At 51.9% G+C, this 19018-nt stretch carries 18 protein-coding genes and 2 tRNA genes; all 20 read right to left on the bottom strand.

Going from position 1 to position 19018, the window contains the following annotated elements; translation table 11 throughout:
* The 20 genes from HRI97_RS02910 to HRI97_RS02815 all read right to left on the bottom strand — a co-directional run bounded on the left by HRI97_RS02910 (window position 1) and on the right by HRI97_RS02815 (window position 18852).
* The gene (locus tag HRI97_RS02910; RefSeq protein ID WP_253726401.1) at window positions 1-339 is read right to left on the bottom strand and encodes a ribosomal-processing cysteine protease Prp; all 339 of its coding nucleotides are present in this window, start codon (window positions 337-339) and stop codon (window positions 1-3) included.
* Window positions 339-653: a 50S ribosomal protein L21 gene (gene rplU / locus HRI97_RS02905; RefSeq protein ID WP_253726399.1), complete on the bottom strand. Its 315-nt coding sequence runs from the start codon at window positions 651-653 to the stop codon at window positions 339-341. The genes HRI97_RS02910 and rplU overlap by 1 nt, the downstream gene beginning before the upstream one ends.
* A gap of 220 nt (window positions 654-873) precedes the next feature.
* Entirely contained in the window at window positions 874-1344 is a 471-nt protein-coding gene (gene rpsG / locus HRI97_RS02900) for a 30S ribosomal protein S7 (RefSeq protein ID WP_021330590.1), read from the bottom strand.
* A 14-nt stretch (window positions 1345-1358) separates the two neighbouring features.
* Entirely contained in the window at window positions 1359-1733 is a 375-nt protein-coding gene (rpsL, locus tag HRI97_RS02895) for a 30S ribosomal protein S12 (protein WP_016521736.1), read from the bottom strand.
* Between the two features lie 131 nt (window positions 1734-1864).
* Window positions 1865-6124, bottom strand: coding sequence for a DNA-directed RNA polymerase subunit beta' (gene rpoC, locus HRI97_RS02890; RefSeq protein ID WP_180485235.1), 4260 nt, complete (start codon window positions 6122-6124; stop codon window positions 1865-1867).
* Window positions 6117-9668, bottom strand: coding sequence for a DNA-directed RNA polymerase subunit beta (gene rpoB / locus HRI97_RS02885; RefSeq protein WP_253726397.1), 3552 nt, complete (start codon window positions 9666-9668; stop codon window positions 6117-6119). The genes rpoC and rpoB overlap by 8 nt, the downstream gene beginning before the upstream one ends.
* Window positions 9669-10252: 584 nt before the next feature.
* Complete coding sequence (gene rplL / locus HRI97_RS02880) at window positions 10253-10636, bottom strand: 50S ribosomal protein L7/L12 (RefSeq protein WP_021330637.1); 384 nt, start codon at window positions 10634-10636, stop codon at window positions 10253-10255.
* A 298-nt stretch (window positions 10637-10934) separates the two neighbouring features.
* Window positions 10935-11657, bottom strand: a complete 723-nt coding sequence (rplJ, locus tag HRI97_RS02875) for a 50S ribosomal protein L10 (RefSeq protein WP_253726395.1) — start codon at window positions 11655-11657, stop codon at window positions 10935-10937.
* 2 nt (window positions 11658-11659) lie between these two features.
* Window positions 11660-12340 carry a 50S ribosomal protein L1 gene (gene rplA / locus HRI97_RS02870; RefSeq protein ID WP_180485232.1) on the bottom strand — a complete coding sequence of 227 codons (681 nt, stop codon included), beginning with the start codon at window positions 12338-12340 and terminating at the stop codon, window positions 11660-11662.
* Window position 12341: 1 nt separating this feature from the next.
* Complete coding sequence (gene rplK, locus HRI97_RS02865) at window positions 12342-12776, bottom strand: 50S ribosomal protein L11 (RefSeq protein ID WP_495574008.1); 435 nt, start codon at window positions 12774-12776, stop codon at window positions 12342-12344.
* A 171-nt stretch (window positions 12777-12947) separates the two neighbouring features.
* Window positions 12948-13505, bottom strand: coding sequence for a transcription termination/antitermination protein NusG (gene nusG / locus HRI97_RS02860; RefSeq protein WP_180485230.1), 558 nt, complete (start codon window positions 13503-13505; stop codon window positions 12948-12950).
* A gap of 11 nt (window positions 13506-13516) precedes the next feature.
* Complete coding sequence (secE, locus tag HRI97_RS02855; RefSeq protein ID WP_016521744.1) at window positions 13517-13699, bottom strand: preprotein translocase subunit SecE; 183 nt, start codon at window positions 13697-13699, stop codon at window positions 13517-13519.
* A 20-nt stretch (window positions 13700-13719) separates the two neighbouring features.
* Window positions 13720-13792, bottom strand: a tRNA-Trp gene (locus HRI97_RS02850).
* Window positions 13793-13911: 119 nt separating this feature from the next.
* Window positions 13912-14088, bottom strand: coding sequence for a 50S ribosomal protein L33 (gene rpmG / locus HRI97_RS02845; RefSeq protein ID WP_180485229.1), 177 nt, complete (start codon window positions 14086-14088; stop codon window positions 13912-13914).
* Between the two features lie 39 nt (window positions 14089-14127).
* Window positions 14128-14200 (bottom strand) — tRNA-Thr (locus tag HRI97_RS02840).
* A gap of 187 nt (window positions 14201-14387) precedes the next feature.
* Window positions 14388-15179, bottom strand: coding sequence for a FecR family protein (locus tag HRI97_RS02835; protein WP_253726393.1), 792 nt, complete (start codon window positions 15177-15179; stop codon window positions 14388-14390).
* Window positions 15180-15244: 65 nt separating this feature from the next.
* Entirely contained in the window at window positions 15245-16396 is a 1152-nt protein-coding gene (locus HRI97_RS02830) for a hypothetical protein (RefSeq protein WP_253726391.1), read from the bottom strand.
* A complete protein-coding gene (locus tag HRI97_RS02825; RefSeq protein WP_180485226.1) occupies window positions 16393-16845 on the bottom strand; it encodes a hypothetical protein in 453 nt (150 codons plus the stop codon). Before HRI97_RS02825 ends, HRI97_RS02830 begins: the two co-directional genes overlap by 4 nt.
* A gap of 192 nt (window positions 16846-17037) precedes the next feature.
* On the bottom strand, window positions 17038-17802 hold the full coding sequence (locus HRI97_RS02820) for a Nif3-like dinuclear metal center hexameric protein (RefSeq protein ID WP_253726389.1): 765 nt from the start codon (window positions 17800-17802) through the stop codon (window positions 17038-17040).
* 24 nt (window positions 17803-17826) lie between these two features.
* Entirely contained in the window at window positions 17827-18852 is a 1026-nt protein-coding gene (locus HRI97_RS02815; RefSeq protein WP_253726387.1) for a hypothetical protein, read from the bottom strand.
* Window positions 18853-19018: the final 166 nt, after the last annotated feature.

Here is a 19018-nt window from a genome sequence, read left to right as displayed (position 1 = left end):
TTAATCAGTTTGTATCTTCAATTCTACGTTGCGCGGATATTCCCGCACAAGGGAAGCGAGTCCCGCTTCCAAAAATCGTCCGGCATATACGAGCGCCGCCCGTGATTCCGCCGGTGCACTTTCCGCACTCACGTCGAAATCCAAGCTCCCCCGCTCCGAAGCATCCGCTCGGACGAAGACGCCTTCCGTTTCGGAAAGCGCCTGCATCGTCGTACGCAGCAAAACAGTAACGGCGCTGCAGACGATGTCGCTTCCCCTCTCGGCAAAACGCGCGTGCCCCTGCGCCCTGCACGATGCGAGCGTTCCGTCTTTGCCGCAAGTGAGCAGCACGGAAATCATTACGCGACGGTAATATCCGTTACGGTAACTTTCGTATACGCTTGACGGTGCCCGATAAGCCTGTGGTAATCCTTTTTGGCTTTATATTTGAACACGAGCACTTTTTTGTCGCGAAACGTTTCCCCGACTTCGATTTTCACTTTCGCGCCCGCAACGTATGGAGCGCCGACGCTGATTTTGTCGCCGTCGCTTACGAGTAAAACGGAATCGAGTTCGAGGGTCGAACCCTTTTCTTCGCTCAATTTGTCGACCGTTAAAACGGTGCCTTTTTCCGCTTTATATTGTTTGCCCTTATATTCGATAAGTGCGTACATGGCAACACTCCTGATTATTAAAATAATGCGCGCAAAACAGCCGCACACAAAACGGGGATCATGCAGCACATCTTACACTGCGCGTATCGGTTATTGTATCGGAAAAGGCGGGGCTTAGTCAAGCGTTTTGACGATTTTCAAAACCCGATATCCGACCTATAAAAAACGCCGCCCACGGATGTGAACGGCGCTCTTTGACCGATTTTCGGATCGTCGAAAACTACCAGCGGTAGTGCGCGAACGCTTTGTTCGCTTCGGCCATCTTATGCGTATCTTCTTTTTTCTTAAACGCCGTACCCGTGCTGTTGTACGCATCGAGCAGTTCGGCGGCGAGCGTTTCGGCCATGCCGTGTCCGTTTCTGTTGCGGGCGGCGGTGATGATCCAGCGCATTGCAAGCGCTTCTTTGCGCACGTCGCGGATTTCCACCGGAACCTGATAAGTCGCGCCTCCGACGCGGCGGGATTTTACTTCCACCATCGGTTTGACGTTTTCGAGCGCTTTCAAAAACACTTCGAGCGGGTCTTTATCGGTTTTTGCTTTTAAATTGTCCATCGCCGTGTACATGAGGCGCTTACACGTTTCTTTTTTGCCCTGCAGCATCATACGCGTGATGAATTTCGAAACGACTTTGCTGTTGTATTTTACGTCCGGCATAACGGGACGATCGATCGATTTTTTATGTCTTCCCATCTTCTCATCCCCCGTTACGCTTTAGCGCGCTTCGCGCCGTATTTCGAGCGGCCGCGTTTGCGTCCGTCGACACCGAGCGTATCTTTCGTGCCGCGGATAATGTGATAGCGCACGCCCGGCAAATCCTTTACGCGTCCGCCGCGGACGAGCACGACCGAGTGTTCCTGCAAATTATGACCGATGCCCGGAATATACGCAGTCACTTCCATACCGTTGCTGAGCCGCACACGCGCAATTTTCCGCAGCGCGGAATTCGGTTTTTTCGGCGTCATCGTCATAACACGAGTGCATACGCCGCGTTTTTGCGGACACGAATCGAGAGCGGGCGCTTTCGTTCTGTTTGCGCTCGACTTGCGTCCCTGATGAATCAACTGATTAATTGTAGGCATTGCCTATCTCCTATCGCAATAATTAATAATCTTTAACAAAATCCCGGTCAGCACCCCGGAATATAATCCGCCGTTATCCTGAAAACGGGGGAATTATATGATACTTCATTCCCCCGTCTCTCGTCAATAGCTCAATCCGCTTCCGGCTCTTCCGCATCGAAAGCCGCATCTTCTTCCGTCATACGGAGCGCTTCCTGCTCTTTTTCGATACGGCGGCGTTCGAGGATCTCATCCATCTGGATATCCAAATCCCTGTCGCTTCCGTCGAAAAGCTTGATATGGCGGTAATTTCTGATGCCCGTTCCTGCGGGGATCATGTGACCGATTGCGACGTTTTCTTTGATACCGTGCAGATAATCGGTCGAACCGGAAATTGCGGCGTTCGTGAGTACGCGTGTGGTTTCCTGGAACGATGCCGCCGAAATAAAGGAATCGACGCCGAGAGAGGCTTTCGTAATTCCCTGGAACATCGGGCGGCCCGTAGCCGGCTGTCCGCCTTCGTCTTTTACGCGCTTATTTTCTTCGTGGAATTTGTATTTGTCCACTTGCTGTCCGTAGATAAAGTGCGTATCGCCGACTGCAACGATTTCAACTTTGCGCAGCATCTGCCGCACGATAATACCGATGTGCTTGTCGTTGATATCGACACCCTGCGCGCGGTACACCTGCTGGATTTCATCCATAAGATAATTCTGCAGCGCATTTTCACCGAGGATGGCGAGGATGTCGTGCGGACTCGGTGAACCGTCGCACAGCGGCTCTCCCGCTTCCACGCGGTCGCCGTCGCGCACGAGCATGCGCTTGTTCATCGGAACGGCGTGATCGTGCACTTTACCGAATTCGTCTTCGATCGTCACCATACGCTTGCCTTTGGTAATTCCCTTAAACTTGACAAGTCCCGAAATCTTCGCAAGCACGCACGGATTTTTCGGCTTTCGCGCTTCGAAGAGTTCGGAAACGCGCGGAAGACCGCCGGTGATATCGCTCGATTTTGCGGCGACTTTCGGCAATCTTGCGAGCGTAACGCCCGCGGCGATCTGCTTTTTGTCGTCGACGTTCAAAACGGCGCCCGCCGGCAGATAATAGCTTCCGAGTTCGTTGCCCGCTTCATCGGTGATGAGAATGCGCGGCTGCTTTACGTCCAAATGCAAATCGGTGATGATGCGTTCGATGTTTCCCGTCTGCATATCATGCCGCTCTTCGAGCGTTGAACCGACGATGATGTCTTCGAAGTGCACGTAGCCGTCGCTTTCGGCGATGATCGGTTCACTGAACGGATCGAATTCTCCGATCGGCTTTCCTGCAGCGACGATATCGCCCGCTTTGACATAGATTGTCGAACCGTTTGCGATTTCGACTCTCACTTCGCTGCTCGTCAAATAGACCGTATCTCCGATAATCATAATCTTCGCATCGGCGGACGCCTTCACTTCTCCGCTTTTCGTCGTCATAACGACGCTGCCCTTTAAGATGCGATCTCCGCCTTTTACTTTGACGGACGCGTCTTTGCCGATTTTGATTTCATCGACGATGCGGATGACGGTCATAAAGCCTTTACGCGTAAAGAGCCACTTGCCGCCTTTTACTTCTACGTGCGTACCCGTGACTTCTTTGATAAAGGCGTTGAATTTGAGAACGATGTGATTTTCTTCCGTCGTCTTTTCGGCAGCCCCTCCCGAGTGGAAGGTTCTGAGCGTAAGCTGGGTACCCGGCTGTCCGATCGACTGCGCCGCAATGATACCGACGGCTTCTCCGATTTCGACGATTTTATTCCGCGCGAGGTTTTGTCCGTAGCAGCGAACGCAGATACCGTGGTGCGCTTCGCACGTGAGTACGGTGCGCAGCTTTACCTTTTCGACGCCCGCTTCATCGATTTTTTTTGCCAAATCGCCGTCGATGTAACGGTTGACATCGCACAAAAGTTCTCCGGTAATCGGATGGATGACGCGCTCGATCGTATAGTGGCCGACGATGCGCTCGGAAAGCGGAACGAGAACTTCGTCTCCGTCTTTGATCGCCGTATAGTCGATGCCGTTGATCGTGCCGCAGTCGTCTTCGTTGACGACGACATCCTGCGCAACGTCGACGAGGCGCCGCGTCATATAACCGGCGTCCGCGGTTTTGAGCGCGGTGTCGGACAAACCTTTTCGCGCACCGTTCGTCGAAATAAAGAATTCGATAACGGACAAACCTTCTTTAAAGTTCGAGCGGATCGGCAGTTCGATGATGTCGCCGTTCGGTTTTGCCATAAGACCGCGCATCGCCGCAAGCTGTGAAATCTGTTTCGGAGAACCGCGCGCACCCGACTTTGCCATCATATAAATCGTATTGAAACCGTCTTTATCTTTGGCGAGGTTGTCCATCATTATCTTCGAGAGCTCGTCGTTCGTTCTCGCCCACAAGTCGGTAACTTTTTGATAGCGCTCTTCGGCGGTGATGATACCTTTCGAATACTGTCCGACGATCTCTTCGACTTCTTTGTTCGCTTTGTCGACCATCTTTTTCTTTTCGTCGGGGACGAGGATATCGTCCATGGAGAGCGTCGCGCCGTAGAAAGTCGCATTTTTATAGCCGCACGCTTTGATCGCGTCGAGCATCTTTATCGTGAGCCAGGGGCCCTTCGTGTGATACACGTGCTCGATCATTTTGCGCAGCTTTTTGTCGTCCATCTGCTCGTTCACGTAGTCGACTTCGTCGGGCATTTCTTCGTTGAACGCGAGGATGCCCGCCGTCGTTTCGATCACTTTGCCGTTGTAGGGCGCTTTTTGGACGGGCGCTTTGATCGCCGCCTGCCATTCGATGCTGCCGTATTCGGCGGCCATGCGCGCTTCGTCGCCGGAGCTGAAGCGCCTTCCCGTACCCTTCGCATTCGGCTTAACCGACGTCATATAGTAGATGCCGAGCACCATGTCCTGAGACGGATAGACGATCGTATTGCCGTTTGCGGGATCGAGCAGGTTGCGCGCAGAAAGCATGAGCGTCCAGCACTCCATCTGCGCCGCCTGCGTCAGCGGCACGTGGATCGCCATCTGGTCGCCGTCGAAGTCCGCGTTGAACGATTTGCACGCGAGCGGGTGCAGTTTGATCGCTTTGCCTTCGACGAGTATCGGTTCGAAGGCGAGAATGCCGAGCCGGTGCAGCGTCGGCGCGCGGTTCAGCATAACCGGATGTTCGCGCACGACTTCATCGAGGATCGCGTACACTTCCGGCGATTCCTGTTCGACAAGCGTTTTCGCTTTTTTGATATTGAACACGACGTCTTTATCGACGAGTTTTTTCATGATAAAGGGCTTGAAGAGTTCGAGCGCCATCTTTGTCGGAAGTCCGCACTGCCACAAGTGCAGTTCCGGCCCGACGACGATGACCGAACGTCCCGAATAATCGACGCGCTTTCCGAGCAGGTTTTGGCGGAAGCGTCCCTGTTTTCCCTTCAGCATATCGCTGATCGATTTGAGCGGACGGTTCGACGCACCTTTTACGACGCGCTTTCGTTTGCTGTTGTCGAAGAGCGCATCGACTGCTTCCTGCAGCATACGCTTTTCGTTTCTGATGATGATATCGGGTGCCGAAAGCTGCTGCAGCCGCTTTAAACGGTTGTTGCGGTTGATGACGCGGCGGTAGAGATCGTTCAAATCCGACGTCGCAAAGCGGCCGCCGTCGAGCTGCACCATGGGGCGCAGATCCGGCGGGATGACGGGAACGACGTCCAAAATCATCCAACTCGCTTTGTTACCCGATTCGCGGAAGTGCTCCACGATTTCGATACGCTTTAAAAGCCGTTTGTCGCTTTTTGCGCCCTTTTCGATCATCTTCGCGCGGAGTTCCGCAGCGAGCGCATCGAGGTCGAGTCCTTCGAGCAGCGTTTTAATCGCTTCGGCGCCCATATCCGCGGTAAAAGTTTCACCGTAGCGTTCGCGCGCTTCGTTGTATTCGTCTTCGGTCAAAAGCTGCATCTTTTTCAAATCGGTGTCGCCCGGTTCTATGACGATGTACTTTTCGTAATAAAGCACCGAGCGCAAAGCCGCAACCTGCAGATCGAGCAGGAGTCCCATGCGGCTCGGCACCGAGCGGTAATACCAGATATGGCTCACCGGAGCTGCAAGCTCGATATGTCCCGTGCGTTCGCGGCGCACTTTAAAATCGGTCACTTCGACGCCGCAGCGGTCGCAGATGACGCCCTTATAGCGGATCGATTTGAATTTTCCGCAATAGCATTCCCATTCTTTTGTCGTGCCGAAAATGCGCTCGCAAAAGAGTCCGTCTTTTTCCGGACGCAGCGTGCGGTAATTTATCGTCTCGGGTTTTTTCACTTCGCCGTACGACCACGCGCGGATCGTATCGGGAGAAGCGAGTTTTATTTTAAGGCTGTCGAAATCCTGAATATCACGCATTGGCATTCTCCTTGTCAAAACCGGAAGCGGCTTTATCGATCAATTCCTGATCGCGTTCCGTCAGGGCGATCTGCTTGCCCTTCGCATCATAAATCGTAAAGTCGAGCGCAAGACCGCGCAGCTCCTGTACGAGGACGTTGAACGATTCCGGCACTCCGGCGGGAGACGACGGATCGCCTTTGACGATCGACTCGTAAATCTTCGAGCGGCCGTTCATGTCGTCCGACTTGATCGTCATCATCTCCTGTAATGTGTTCGCCGCACCGTAGGCTTCGAGCGCCCATACTTCCATTTCGCCCAAACGTTGACCGCCGAACTGCGCTTTGCCTCCGAGCGGCTGCTGCGTAACGAGCGAATAGGGACCGGTCGAACGGGCGTGCATTTTGTCGTCGACGAGGTGATGCAGCTTCATAAAGTAGATGACGCCGACGAAGATCGGATTAACGAAAGGAACTCCCGTGCGTCCGTCGTGCACGATCTGTTTGCAGTCGGGAGAAAGGCCGGCTTCTTTGAGTTTTTCCGCGATCTGTTCCTGACTCGGCGTTTGGAATGCGGGGCACTCGTAGTACTGGCTCAAATAGCGGCCGGCCATGCCGAGTTCGCTTTCCATGATCTGTCCGATATTCATACGGGACGGAACGCCGAGCGGATTCAAGCAGACGTCGAGCGGTGTGCCGTCTTCGAGGTAGGGCATATCTTCGATCGGAAGGATGCGCGCGACGACGCCCTTGTTTCCGTGACGTCCGGCCATCTTGTCGCCTTCGCAGAGCTTACGCTTGTTTGCGATAAGCACTTTGACGACTTCGTCGACGCCGGGATTCAAATCGTCTCCCTGAGTCCTCCGCAGCCGCTGTATGTCGATGACGACGCCTTCGACGCCGTGCGGAACGCGCAGCGACGAATCGCGCACTTCTTTCGCTTTTTCACCGAATATCGAATTTAATAATTTGAATTCGGGCGTCGTTTCGGTTTCGCTTTTCGGCGTAACCTTTCCGACCAAAATGTCGCCGCTTCTCACTTTAGCGCCGACTCTGATGATACCTTCCACGTCGAGATTGTCGAGCGTTTTCGATGCGGTGTTCGGAACATCGCGCGTGATTTTTTCGGGACCGAGTTTCGTTTCGCGGATTTCGATCGTAAATTCTTTTATGTGGATCGACGTGTACATATCTTCGCGAACAACGCGCTGCGAGATGAGGACGGCGTCTTCGTAATTGTATCCGTTCCACGGCACAAAACCGACGAGGATATTGCGTCCGAGCGCAAGTTCTCCGTTGAACGTCGCAGGTCCGTCGGCGAGCACATCTCCTTCTTTTACCGTTTCTCCGACGGAAACGGTCGGCCGCTGGTGATAGCAGGTATCCTGATTCGTACGCTGGTATTTGAGCAGGATGTATTCGTCGAGCGGCTCAGTCTTTTTTGCACCTTCCGGTTTTACCTTGATACAGTCGCTCGTCACCGACACGACTTCACCCGCGTGCTTGGCTTTGATGAGAACGCCCGAATCGTAGGCCGTCTTTTGCTCCATGCCGGTGCCGACGATCGGCGGTTCGGGGAACAGGAGCGGTACCGCCTGGCGCTGCATATTGCAGCCCATGAGCGCGCGGTTCGCGTCGTCGTGTTCGAGGAACGGAACGAGGGATGCGGAAACGGAGATGACTTGCCGAGGCGAAACGTCTATGTACTGCACGTCTTTCGGCGAGCGCTGCGTATAGTTTCCGCGGTTGCGGCACGAAATCATATCGGCCGAAAACGAACCGTCCTTGCCGATACCTTCGACGACCTGTCCGATGTAGTATTTGTCTTCGTCCATCGCGGAAAGGTATTCGACTTTGCCCGTCACTTTGCCGTTTTCGACTTTACGGTACGGCGCTTCGAGAAAGCCGTAGTCGTTGATGCGCGTAAAAATCGCAAGCGAAACGATGAGTCCGATGTTCGGCCCTTCAGGCGTTTCGATCGGACACATGCGCCCGTAATGCGAATAGTGAACGTCGCGCACTTCAAAGCCCGCCCTCTCGCGGGAAAGACCGCCGGGTCCGAGCGCGTTCAAGCGTCTCTTGTGCGTAAGTTCGGCAAGCGGATTGACTTGATCCATAAACTGCGAAAGCTGCGACGAGCCGAAAAATTCTTTGATGGATGCGACGATCGGTTTGATCGAAATCAAATCCTGAGGCTTCATCGTTTCCGTTTCTTTTAAACTCATGCGTTCTTTTGCTATGCGTTCCATGCGATTGAATGCCGTCTTCAGCTGATTCGTCATGAGTTCGCCGACGGAACGGATGCGCCGGTTGCCGAGATGGTCGATATCGTCTATCTGCTCGTCGCCGATGTATACTTTGATGAGGTACTTCATCGTCTGGATGACGTCTTCGCGGATAAGCGTAAAGTCCTCAACATCGTCTTTGTAGTCGAATTTTTTGTTGAGCTTATAGCGGCCGACTCTTCCCAAATCGTAGCGGCGTTCGGAAAAGAACATGGACGCCAAATCTTTTTCGGCGGCTTCGACGGTGATCGGTTCTCCCGGCATGAGTATCTGGTACACGGCGGAAAGCACATCTTCTTTAGTCGGTTCCATATCGACGGAACCTTCTTTGACGTAGCGCACTTCTTCGCGCTCAAAACAGTTGATGATCATCTGCGAATTGAGCGATTCGTTTTTTTCGTCGGCGCCCTTGCCCCTCGTATCGAATTTGATGACGACGATTTTGCTCACGCCGTTTGCGATGAGATCGTCGATTTCGTGCGGGTGCAGGCGGATACCGGCATTGAACAGGCGCTTTTCTTCGTTCGTATCTTTGTCGCGCAGGATAACCGCGCTCGCGAGCACTTTATCGACGAGCTTTTCACGGGAAGCGTTATCGCTCTTTACCTGCACTTCTTCCGTCGTATAAAAACAGCGGATGATCTGCTCGCGCGTATTGTAGCCGAGCGCGCGCAGCAAAATCGTACCGAGGATTTTCTTTTTGCGGTCGATTTTCGCAAAGATCAATTCTTTCTTTTGGTCGATTTCGAATTCGAGCCACGAACCGCGGTACGGAATGATGCGGCTCGAATAGACGCCCTTGTCGTGGCAAAAGATGACGCCCGGCGATCGGTGAATCTGTGAGACGACGACGCGCTCGGCTCCGTTTATAATAAAGGTGCCTCTGTCGGTCATAAGCGGGATGTCGCCCATGTATATGTCTTTTTGCAAAATGGTTCCCGTTTGGAGAAACACGAGCTTGATAACCGCTTTCAGCGGCACGGCATAGGTTAAACCCTTTTGCTTGCATTCGAGTTCGGAAAATTTAATATTGTCGAAATCGAGGTCGTACGAATCGAATTCGAGGTTCATATCGCCGTTCGGACTTTCGATCGGAAACACGGACGTAAACACTTCCTGCAGTCCCTGTTCGAGCGGCTTTTCGCGATTTTTAATTTTATTTGCTTGAAGAAAACTTTCATACGACGAAGTCTGGATCGAAATGAGATCGGGCACGTCCATGAAATTGCGGATGTCTTTGCCGATGTAGCGGCGGTCGATCGTTCGGGTTTTTGCGAACATCTGGTTCCTCTATGTGCAGTCGGGCGTTCTTTCGCTACAAGGAGAAACTCTCCTCAGCACGAAAGGCGCCTCGTGTTTCCGTGTTGACTCGGAAACGGCGGGTGTGCCGCGAAACGGCGGAAAAGCGCACAGGATACATTCAAGCGCGCTTCGATTCCGCCTTTTTTCGCAGGCGTTTCAATCGTTCCTTAAAATTGCACAGCGAGTAAATCTTCGGATTTAGGAGCTGTGCAATTGGTGCGCAATTGCGCACACGTATATAGTCGAGTTTTCTGCAAGAAAACTCGAAGTTAAACGAAACGCGCTATTTCAGCGTTTCGTTTAAACCTTCCTTAAAATTGCACAGCGAGTAAATCTTCGGATTTAGGAGCTGTACAATTAGTGCGCAATTGTGCACACGTATATAGCCGAGTTTTCTGCAAGAAAACTCGAAGTTAAACGAAACGCGCTATTTCAGCGTTTCGTTTAACCGTTCGGAAAATCGAGAAAACCGTCCGAAAACCGAAATCTTCGAACGGCCTCGTTTCCGTACGGAAGCATCGAAAAAATTCACGCTTTCAAAGCTTCCGTCAGATGCAAATTGCTTATTTTTTGCTTGCGGTACCGCCGGCTTCCGTGAGCTGGGCGATGATTTTGTCGGCATCCGCTTTGCTGACGCCCTCTTTGACGACTTTCGGAGCGCCTTCGACGAGCGTCTTCGCTTCTCCCAAGCCCAGTCCCGTGATTTCGCGGATCGCTTTGATAACCGGAATCTTTTTCGCCGGATCGAATTTTTCGAGCGTGATCGTAAAGTCGCTCTGCTCTTCGGCTGCCGCTCCTCCGGCCGCGCCGGGTGCTGCCGCAACTGCTACGGGTGCCGCCGCCGTGACGCCGAATTTTTCTTCCATCGCTTTAACGAGATCGGCTGCCTGCTGAACCGTCATGTTCGCAATCGCGTCGAGAATCTCTTCATTCGTAAGTGCTGCCATATTATCTTCTCCTGAAAAATAATAATTATTCGCCCCGTACGGAGCGATTCCGGCTTCGTCTTTTTAAAAAGACGACCGGTTTTTATGCGGACAGTCGACAGCAATGAAGCCTGACCGCAGTTTATACACACAGTGCCGGGATTTTACAAAGCACCGCAAAACCCCGTATGCGCTTTTACCCGCAAAGCGCGCACATCGAAATCCGCCATGCGCTTTCGTTCACGCACCTTCGGTATTCCGAATATTCGGCTCCGCGCAATACGCACACCGAAATCATCCGGAGCGCGTTTAAAGAACCTTACGCTTCGGGAGCGGCATCCGCTTTCGGAGCTTCGGCTGTGCCCTCCGCCGGTTTTTCGGCGGGAGCCGCATCGGCTTTCGGCGCTTCGGATGCGGGAGCCGCGTCGGCTTTCGGAGCCTCCGCTGCAGCAGCGGGCGCTTCTTCCGCTTTCGGAGCTTCGGCCGCCGCTTCCGCCTTCGGAGCGTCGGTTACCGGAGCAGACGGTGAAGCGTCTCCGCCGGCCGCTTTTTTGTCGACGTACGCCTGCAGCGTCGCTGCAAGCTGGCGGGCAGGTCCGTTGATCGCGGACATGAGCATCGCGATAAGCGTCTTTTTGCCCGGAATCTTCGAAAACTCCGAAATCTTCGCCGCATCGTAGATCTCTTTGCCGATAAAGCCGCCTTTGACGTTTAAAGTCGGCGCGTCTTTCGTAAAGTCGAACAGCGTCTTTGCAACTTCGTTCGAATCTTCTTTTACCATCGCGACGACGGTCGGCCCTTTAAGGTAATCGGCAACGTTGTCGATTTTCATATCCGCAAAGGCGATTCGCGCGAAATTGTTTTTGACGACTTTAAGGACGGCGCTCTGTTCGCGGAGTTTTCTGCGAAGCTGCGTAATCTGTTCGACCGTCATACCGCGGTAATCGGCGAAAATGAAGTCGTTGTAATCGGAAAATGTCTTTTTCGCTGCTTCTATCGCAGCCGTTTTTGCAGGCTGCACTTTTTTTGCTTTGACGGCCATGATTATTCTCCTTCCTTATAGTCGATCCATACGCCGGGTCCCATCGTAGAACTCAGGGAAACGGTCGCGATATAACCGGCTTTCGCATCGACCGGTTTGCGGCGGCGCACTTCGTTTAAAAGTACATCGACGTTTTCCGCGATTTTGCCGGGATCCATCGACACTTTGCCGACCGCAATGTGGATGACGCCGCCTTTATCCGCGCGGAATTCGGTGCGTCCTTTTTTGAGTTCGCCGATCGCGTGAACGATGTCGTTCGTAACCGTTCCCGTCTTCGGGTTCGGCATAAGACCTTTGCGTCCGAGCACCATACCGAGACGACCGACGTCTTTCATCATATCGGGAGTGGCGACGGCGATGTCGAAATCGAGCCAGCCGTCTTTTACCTTTTGAATATATTCGTCCGCTCCGGCGTAAGTCGCACCCGCGTCGAGCGCTTCTTTTGCGCGGTCGTCTTTGCAAAAGACGAGCACTTTCTTTTCGGCGGTAAACTGATTCGGGAATACGAGCGTATCGCGGACGCTTGCATTTTTGCCGAGTTTGAGGGAAATATGCGCTTCGACCGTTTCATCGAAAGCGGCATATTTCATATCCTGTACCATTTTGCACGCGTCGGCGACGAGGTATTTTTTCGTAAGATCGTATTTTGCTGCAGACGCGCGATATTTTTTTCCACGCTTCATATCATGCCTCCACATCGACGCCCATACTGCGTGCAGTACCGGCGACAATTTTTTTTGCCGCTTCGAGATCGTTCGCGTTGACGTCGGGCATCTTCGTCTTGGCGATCTCTTCGAGATCCTTTTGAGAAAGCTTTCCGACTTTGTCGCGGAGCGGATTTCCCGAACCCTTTTCCAGCTTGAGCGCCTTTTTGATGAGGACGGCGGCAGGCGGGGTCTTTAAGATAAACGTGTAGGATTTGTCCTGATAGACGGTGAGAACGACGGGGATGACGAGTCCCTTTTCCATCTTTTTCGTTCTGTCGTTGAATTCTTGGACAAATTTCGGCGCGCTCACTCCGTGCGGGCCCAACGCGGGACCGATCGGGGGCGCCGGCGTCGCAGCTCCTGCAGGGCACTGCAGTTTAATGACAGCCGTAACCTTTTTTCCAGCCATAATGAACTCCTTAATTGGTGCGGGTATACCGCATGCGGCATCCCTAGCGAAGCGCGTATGTCCGACGGACCGGCGCTTCTCCCAAAACAGGTATACTCTCCCGCCGCGCCTGCGGCGGAAAGATTTTGTCCGCACTTTTTAAGGCGCGGATCCTGATTCCGAACTTTGTTATATCTAGATCTTTTCAACCTGCATGAGGCTGACTTCGACGGGTGTCGCGCGGCCGAAAATCTGCACCGTAACGCGAAGCCTGTCTTTTTCCGTATTCACTTCGTCGATGTCCCCGCTGAACGACGCGAAAGGACCGTCGATGATCTTCACTTTGTCGCCGACGGCGTACGACTGCTTGACGCGGACGGGCTTTTCGCCCTTTATCGCGCCGGACTTTTGCAAAAGATTTTTCGCTTCATCTGCGGAAATGGGGCGCGGACGATCGCTCGGATTCGTTCCGACAAAACCCGTTACGCCCTGAATGCGGCGGATCGCCGTACACGTCTTTTTCCAATCAAGCTCCGGCAAATCCATTTCGAGCATGATATAACCCGGCAAAAATTTATTTTTGCGCGAATGCTGCTTACCGTCTTTTAATTCGATAATCTCTTCAACGGGAACTTTGACGTCCGTAACGACAGAAGGATCTATATCTTTCGATTCGAGCAGCAATCTGATTGTCTTTTCGATCTTCTGCTCATACCCCGTATAGGTATGCAGAATATACCAATTCTTTGCCATGCAGCGCTTTCCTATTTCATGATCGCGCGGAACGCGGCGGTAAATCCCAAATCGAGCAAGCCGAGTATAACGGCGACGACAAAGGTCGAAACGATAACAACGATTACGGAAGAGACGACGTCGTCACGGGACGGCCAAACGACTTTTTTAAGTTCGGCTTTGCTTTCGCGAAAAAACTGAATAACTTTTGACATAGTACCCCCGCTTAAAATGACAGGCCAGGCAGGATTCGAACCCACGACAGGCGGTTTTGGAGACCGCAACTCTACCAGCTGAGCTACTGGCCTAAAAAATGACGTTTGCGCACGGGCGCGGCAAACATCGGTTATATAAAACCGTTTTTATAAAAATTAAAAACGGACAGAACGCTCCGGTTAAAACGCAAAGCCGCGTAACCGGCTGCGCGCTATTTTACTTTTGTTTCCTTATGAAGGGTATGCTTCCGATCGAAGGGACAATACTTGCTCAATTCAAGCTTACCCTGCGTGTTTTTGCGGTTTTTCATCGTCGTATAATTTTTTCGTTTGCATTCCGTGCACTGCAGCGCAATGATTTCAACAGCACCTTTCTTTTTACTCGCCATAATGATATCCCCTGATTAAACAGCAATTTCGACTGTTCGAGCCCCCGTGCAGAATCGAACTGCAGACCTCAACCTTACCATGGTTGCGCTCTACCGACTGAGCTACAAGGGCAAACGCGTTTTGTAAGTATATAGAAGTGACGATTTTATGTCAACAAGCGTATCGACATTTTACCGCACGGCCTATACCTATACCGCGCACTACAAAGCCCTTCTAAAAACAAAGCGCATTCGGAAAAGTAAAAATCTTCCCCGAATGCGAACGATTTCACATCGATAAAAATAAAAACGATCTCAAATCAATTGTCAAACGAAAGATTTACTTTAACCGTTCCGACGCTTTTCGGTACTTGCGCATTCCGGATAACCGATGCACCGGTACCGACGCTTTCGGTTTCGGCCGGAGTTCTCATACTTGCGGCAACCTGCGAAGCGGCAGCGAGTGCGGACTTTGCCGGACCCGAAGTCATACCGTCGGGAGAAAACACGACGGTTTGCTCCCTCAGCACGACAACGGTGCCTGCCGGAGCCGAAGGCGCTATATCGGAAGCCGGAGTTGCAGCGCTCGACTTTCCTTCAGCCGGTACGGCATTTACAGCGGAAGCAATATACGAACGCGCACTGTAAGCGGCGACAGCTCCCTCGGAACATGAAATCACACCGTCTCCGCTGAAATCGAATTCCGTACCGCGCACGGAAGCGACCGCGACGGGATTTCTCACCGTATAATGTACCCGGCGGTTTTCAAGGGGTTTTACCGTAGACTTTACCGCACCCGTATTCAAATAGACGGCAACCGTATCGCTCTTTTCGCTTGCAACAAGCTTTTCCAGAGTGATCCGCGTAAGTGCGCCGAGCTGCAGCAACGAACCCTTACAGCGGAGCGTCGCTTTCGACTTAAACCCCGTCGATATGACTTCCCCTTCGGAGACGGTATCGTTCACGGCGAGCCGAACCCATTTTCCGCCGCGTGCGACTTCGACTTTGCCTTCCGCGGAAACAACCTTTGCGGAAGCGGCACAAAGCGGAAGCGCAAAACACAAGGTTATAAGCGCGAGCGAAACCGCATTTTTAATTTTAATAAAATCCATAAACAACCTCCACATCTTAATAATTAATAAAAACGATTGCGTATTGCACCGTAAAATACCGTCGTTCAAAAAACAAATGCTCCCGAAACGGAAAGACTCAGTTTATCGTTTCCGCCGTTTTTCCCTATGTATTGATATATGGCCGACGAAAGCTGCAAGTCGTGAAAAATATTCCATATTGCGTCGATACGCCATTGAAAACCGTTATATGAAAAAGCATCCGGGCAGGCAAAGACGACGGCAGCTGAAGCTCCGACGTAAACGCGGGATAAAAACGTATAAGCGCCTGAAATTTCCGCTTTGAGTTTGCTTTCGTATTCGGTATTGAAGCCGGCAGTCTCCGAAGCCAAAACCGCAGTTTGCGACGTAAATCCGCGGAAAGGCGATATCGCCCCGTGACCGCCCGATGCGTACACTCCGGAAAATCCGACCGACGCTTTTTCAACGGGATAAAACGACAGCGTCAACTTCGACAAATTGGAAAAGGAAGCCGTATTTACCGTAGAAAACGTCGTCGACGCGGCATAAAAGAGGTTGTTCAAAACGGGGCCGGAAAACATCAGCGTCGTGTAAAACCGGTTATATCCGTCGCCGGAATAATCGATAAATCCCCATTGTTCAAGCGTAATGTCCTGATTTAAAAACACCGACGGGAAATACACAGAAAGCCCCAAAGGTATGTACGAGGGTCCCAACACATAGACGAAAGAGGCATCTTCGAACTTTACCGTCGTATCGGAAAAGCGGCGCAAAATGACGACATCGTGACTGTTGAGCAGCCGCGTCGTCCCTCCGTACAAAGTCACCGCGCAGACAGGCCACGAATATTTTGCATAGATGCCGTCGCTCGTTTGATTGAAAATGATCCCCGTCGCATCGTTCACCGAAAAGCGGCCTGCGCCGAATTCGAAAGTATCCTTTTGATTCGGATGGAAAGTTCCGCCCAATTTAAATAAATTGATATCGACGATATGCTTTGCGGTACCGCCTTTTTGATCATAGCGGAACTCGTATGAAGCGTCCGTACCGAAATAAAGCTTACTGCCGATCGGCGAAGTAAACCATAGGTGAGCACCCGCGCTTTCATACCAAAAAAACGAGTCGAATTTATTGCCCTGATATTTTGTCGTATTGTTCAGTTTTCCGCCCCAATCGAATGCGCACAGCGGGGCAAACAGCAATACGGCAAATACCGCAGCTAAAACGGATTTTTTCATTGAGCTTCTCCGTATTTCCGCAAACAAACGGTATACATATTCAATACATCGATACCCGACGCTTTTTTCGACGGATCGGTTCGTTCGGGGATGATGCCGTCCGCTTTAAACTGCCGAAACGCATAACGAGCGGAAGCTTTGGTCGCGCGGTACATAAGCCCGCCTTTGATATGCCACATTTTCGCCATAAGGCGTGAAAGCTCGGCGAAGGTCACCGAGTCTTTTACATCGGCACCGGGGGCGGCCTGCCCCCGCGCGACGAGAACGCGCAAAGCATCGGCGTAAGAAACGTTTTCGTTTACGAAGCCCTGATATACGGCTGAAAGATAGCAGACCGCGCCGTATGAAACTTTGTCCGTAACGATGAGTTCGCTGACAAAATCCGCACGTTGGGCATACGCCGCCATCGACAAGACGAGTACGACGGGCAAAATAAAACTTTTTTTCATTTGCATCCTCTCGCTTTATATAAGATTATTAAAACAACATACCGAAGCTCACTATAGTATAACATAAATAATAAATAAAAACAATTAAAAAATCGATACCGCAGGCTCAAGCGCGCGGAAAAGCACATCGTCCGAAGAACAGCGGTACTGTAAAAATCGGCAGTTTTTCCGGCAAAAGCCCTCCGCTTGCGCTCACAAACCGGTCGGTATATCGATAAAGGCGGTTTCCATGCGCAGATCTTTTTCAAGCTTCGCACGCACAAGGTTTACGCCGACGGTTTCGGTTTCGTAATGGCCGCCCGCGATGACGTTGATACCCGCCTCTTTTGCAAAGTGATAATCTTCGTGCTCGAAAGCTCCCGTAATATACGCATCCAAGCGTTCGGCCGCAGCCTGCCGCACGTCTTCGCCCGCCCCTCCGGAAATGATTCCGACCGTACGGATTTTTTGAGGTCCGAACGGAAATACGACGGCTTTTTTTTCAGGACGCATAACAAGAGATGCGAGTTCGTCCGCCGAAAGCGGAGAACGAAGGACGCCTTTTACGCCGATCGTCATATTTTTCCACTCGCCGAAAGGCTCCCTTTTTTTCAAACCGATGCGGTCGGCAAGCCCTGCGTTGTTCCCGAGTTTTTCATGTGCATCGAGCGGAATATGATATGCGCACAGCGCGATATCGTTTTTTATAAAAGCCGCAATGCGTTTATACTGAGAGCCGGTTAAGACCGTACAGTCGCCCCAAAACAATCCGTGATGCACGAAAAGAACATCGGCGCCGAGGGAAACGGCTTCGAGAGCGGTCGCTTCGCACGCGTCGACCGCAAAAGCAACTTTGGAGATCGGTTTACGGTCGGGAGCTTCGTTTTGAATTTGAATACCGTTGCGGGATATATCGTTCGGGAAATTCTCTTTTTTCAAAAACGAATTAAAATACGCGTCGAGTTCGAAAAGCGTCATATTCTTTCCTCCCCTTGTCCCGGATTATCGAATCCGCCGAAGCGTTTCCGAAACGAGTGTGTGCGGCAGGCGCATATCCGCATCGCGCGAAAGTCCGAAAAAAGCCGCAAGCAGCGGATCGGTTTGTTCGATCAAGCCGAAACCGGGCGTCCGGTATTGACCGACACTGTCCAAAGCGAGAGCGCCTTCCACGCTGCCGTTCGCATCTCTGATAAAATCGACGGCTGCCGCATCCGCCATACCGTCGCATGCGATAAAAAGTTTGACGCCGTTTCCGAATTTTTTTTCGGCTACGGCGCGCAAGGCCGAAAACTCGCGGATCATGCCGAACGTGTAAAAATCTTTTTGCCGCAAAAAATAATCCCGCCGAAAGAGATACGACACCGTCATCGCAAATTTCCGAAAAAAACGCAAATCCGCCGCCGAATTGAACCAGCGCCCGTCGGAAGCGTAAAAATCGCAAGCCATAACCGTATAGCCTTCGGCGGCAAGCAGTATCATGTAAGGACGATACGCAGCCGCGTCCGCCCTTTTATCGCTTCCGACGATTACGACGGGAGACGTTTTTTTTTCGCCTTGCCCTTCGTATATGTAAAGGACTGCGGAACTCCTGTCGAAATAAGCGGCTTCGGAAAATCCCGAAGCGAAAGAGCCGGAAAGTCTTATTTTCGTTTCCGAAACGCCCAAACGATTCGGATCGACCGTGACGGGCGCAAAGCGGACGGCAATGCCTGCAAGCGCAATCGATGCGATCAAAATCAGCACCGAAAAAACGATAAAAACGGGACTGTAATGATCGACATAGAGTTTCGACACAAAACGGGAAAGTGCACGAATATTCGTAAAAAACGCGATAAGCGCAAGCACAAAAAGCGAAGCCGAAATGAAATCGATATTCCATGCCAGGATTTGCAAAACGATGACGATGAGAGCCGGAGGCACAAGAACGGCGGCAGTATCGAAGCGTTCGTGTTTAAGGAAGAAAATCCGCGCGCTCGAAGCGGCAAGCAAAAACGCCGCAAGCAAATCGCCGAAAACGGAATAAACCATATCGCCATCATAGCCGAAAAGGACAAAATGCGCAACAAAATCGAACGCAGGGCTTCAGCATGAAAAATTGTATACACATAAAAGAGGTATAATATACAATAAAAAAGGCGGAACGCGAGGCAGCGGCAATGCCGCCGAGCCGCTCTGACCGGGTTTAAACGGTACG

It is taken from the genome of Treponema socranskii subsp. buccale (assembly GCF_024181585.1).
Classification (GTDB): domain Bacteria; phylum Spirochaetota; class Spirochaetia; order Treponematales; family Treponemataceae; genus Treponema_D; species Treponema_D buccale.
Note: the sequence above shows the minus strand (reverse complement) of the source record. Positions and strands in the feature narration are given on the sequence as shown.

Excerpts from the sequence above, each read along its gene's own strand:
- HRI97_RS02910 (WP_253726401.1), bottom strand. The coding sequence starts at position 339 with ATGATTTCCGTGCTGCTCACTTGCGGCAAAGACGGAACGCTCGCATCG.
- rplU (WP_253726399.1), bottom strand. The coding sequence starts at position 653 with ATGTACGCACTTATCGAATATAAGGGCAAACAATATAAAGCGGAAAAA.
- rpsG (WP_021330590.1), bottom strand. The coding sequence starts at position 1,344 with ATGGGAAGACATAAAAAATCGATCGATCGTCCCGTTATGCCGGACGTA.
- rpsL (WP_016521736.1), bottom strand. The coding sequence starts at position 1,733 with ATGCCTACAATTAATCAGTTGATTCATCAGGGACGCAAGTCGAGCGCA.
- rpoC (WP_180485235.1), bottom strand. The coding sequence starts at position 6,124 with ATGCGTGATATTCAGGATTTCGACAGCCTTAAAATAAAACTCGCTTCT.
- rpoB (WP_253726397.1), bottom strand. The coding sequence starts at position 9,668 with ATGTTCGCAAAAACCCGAACGATCGACCGCCGCTACATCGGCAAAGAC.
- rplL (WP_021330637.1), bottom strand. The coding sequence starts at position 10,636 with ATGGCAGCACTTACGAATGAAGAGATTCTCGACGCGATTGCGAACATG.
- rplJ (WP_253726395.1), bottom strand. The coding sequence starts at position 11,657 with ATGGCCGTCAAAGCAAAAAAAGTGCAGCCTGCAAAAACGGCTGCGATA.
- rplA (WP_180485232.1), bottom strand. The coding sequence starts at position 12,340 with ATGAAGCGTGGAAAAAAATATCGCGCGTCTGCAGCAAAATACGATCTT.
- nusG (WP_180485230.1), bottom strand. The coding sequence starts at position 13,505 with ATGGCAAAGAATTGGTATATTCTGCATACCTATACGGGGTATGAGCAG.
- secE (WP_016521744.1), bottom strand. The coding sequence starts at position 13,699 with ATGTCAAAAGTTATTCAGTTTTTTCGCGAAAGCAAAGCCGAACTTAAA.
- rpmG (WP_180485229.1), bottom strand. The coding sequence starts at position 14,088 with ATGGCGAGTAAAAAGAAAGGTGCTGTTGAAATCATTGCGCTGCAGTGC.
- HRI97_RS02835 (WP_253726393.1), bottom strand. The coding sequence starts at position 15,179 with ATGGATTTTATTAAAATTAAAAATGCGGTTTCGCTCGCGCTTATAACC.
- HRI97_RS02830 (WP_253726391.1), bottom strand. The coding sequence starts at position 16,396 with ATGAAAAAATCCGTTTTAGCTGCGGTATTTGCCGTATTGCTGTTTGCC.
- HRI97_RS02825 (WP_180485226.1), bottom strand. The coding sequence starts at position 16,845 with ATGAAAAAAAGTTTTATTTTGCCCGTCGTACTCGTCTTGTCGATGGCG.
- HRI97_RS02820 (WP_253726389.1), bottom strand. The coding sequence starts at position 17,802 with ATGACGCTTTTCGAACTCGACGCGTATTTTAATTCGTTTTTGAAAAAA.
- HRI97_RS02815 (WP_253726387.1), bottom strand. The coding sequence starts at position 18,852 with ATGGTTTATTCCGTTTTCGGCGATTTGCTTGCGGCGTTTTTGCTTGCC.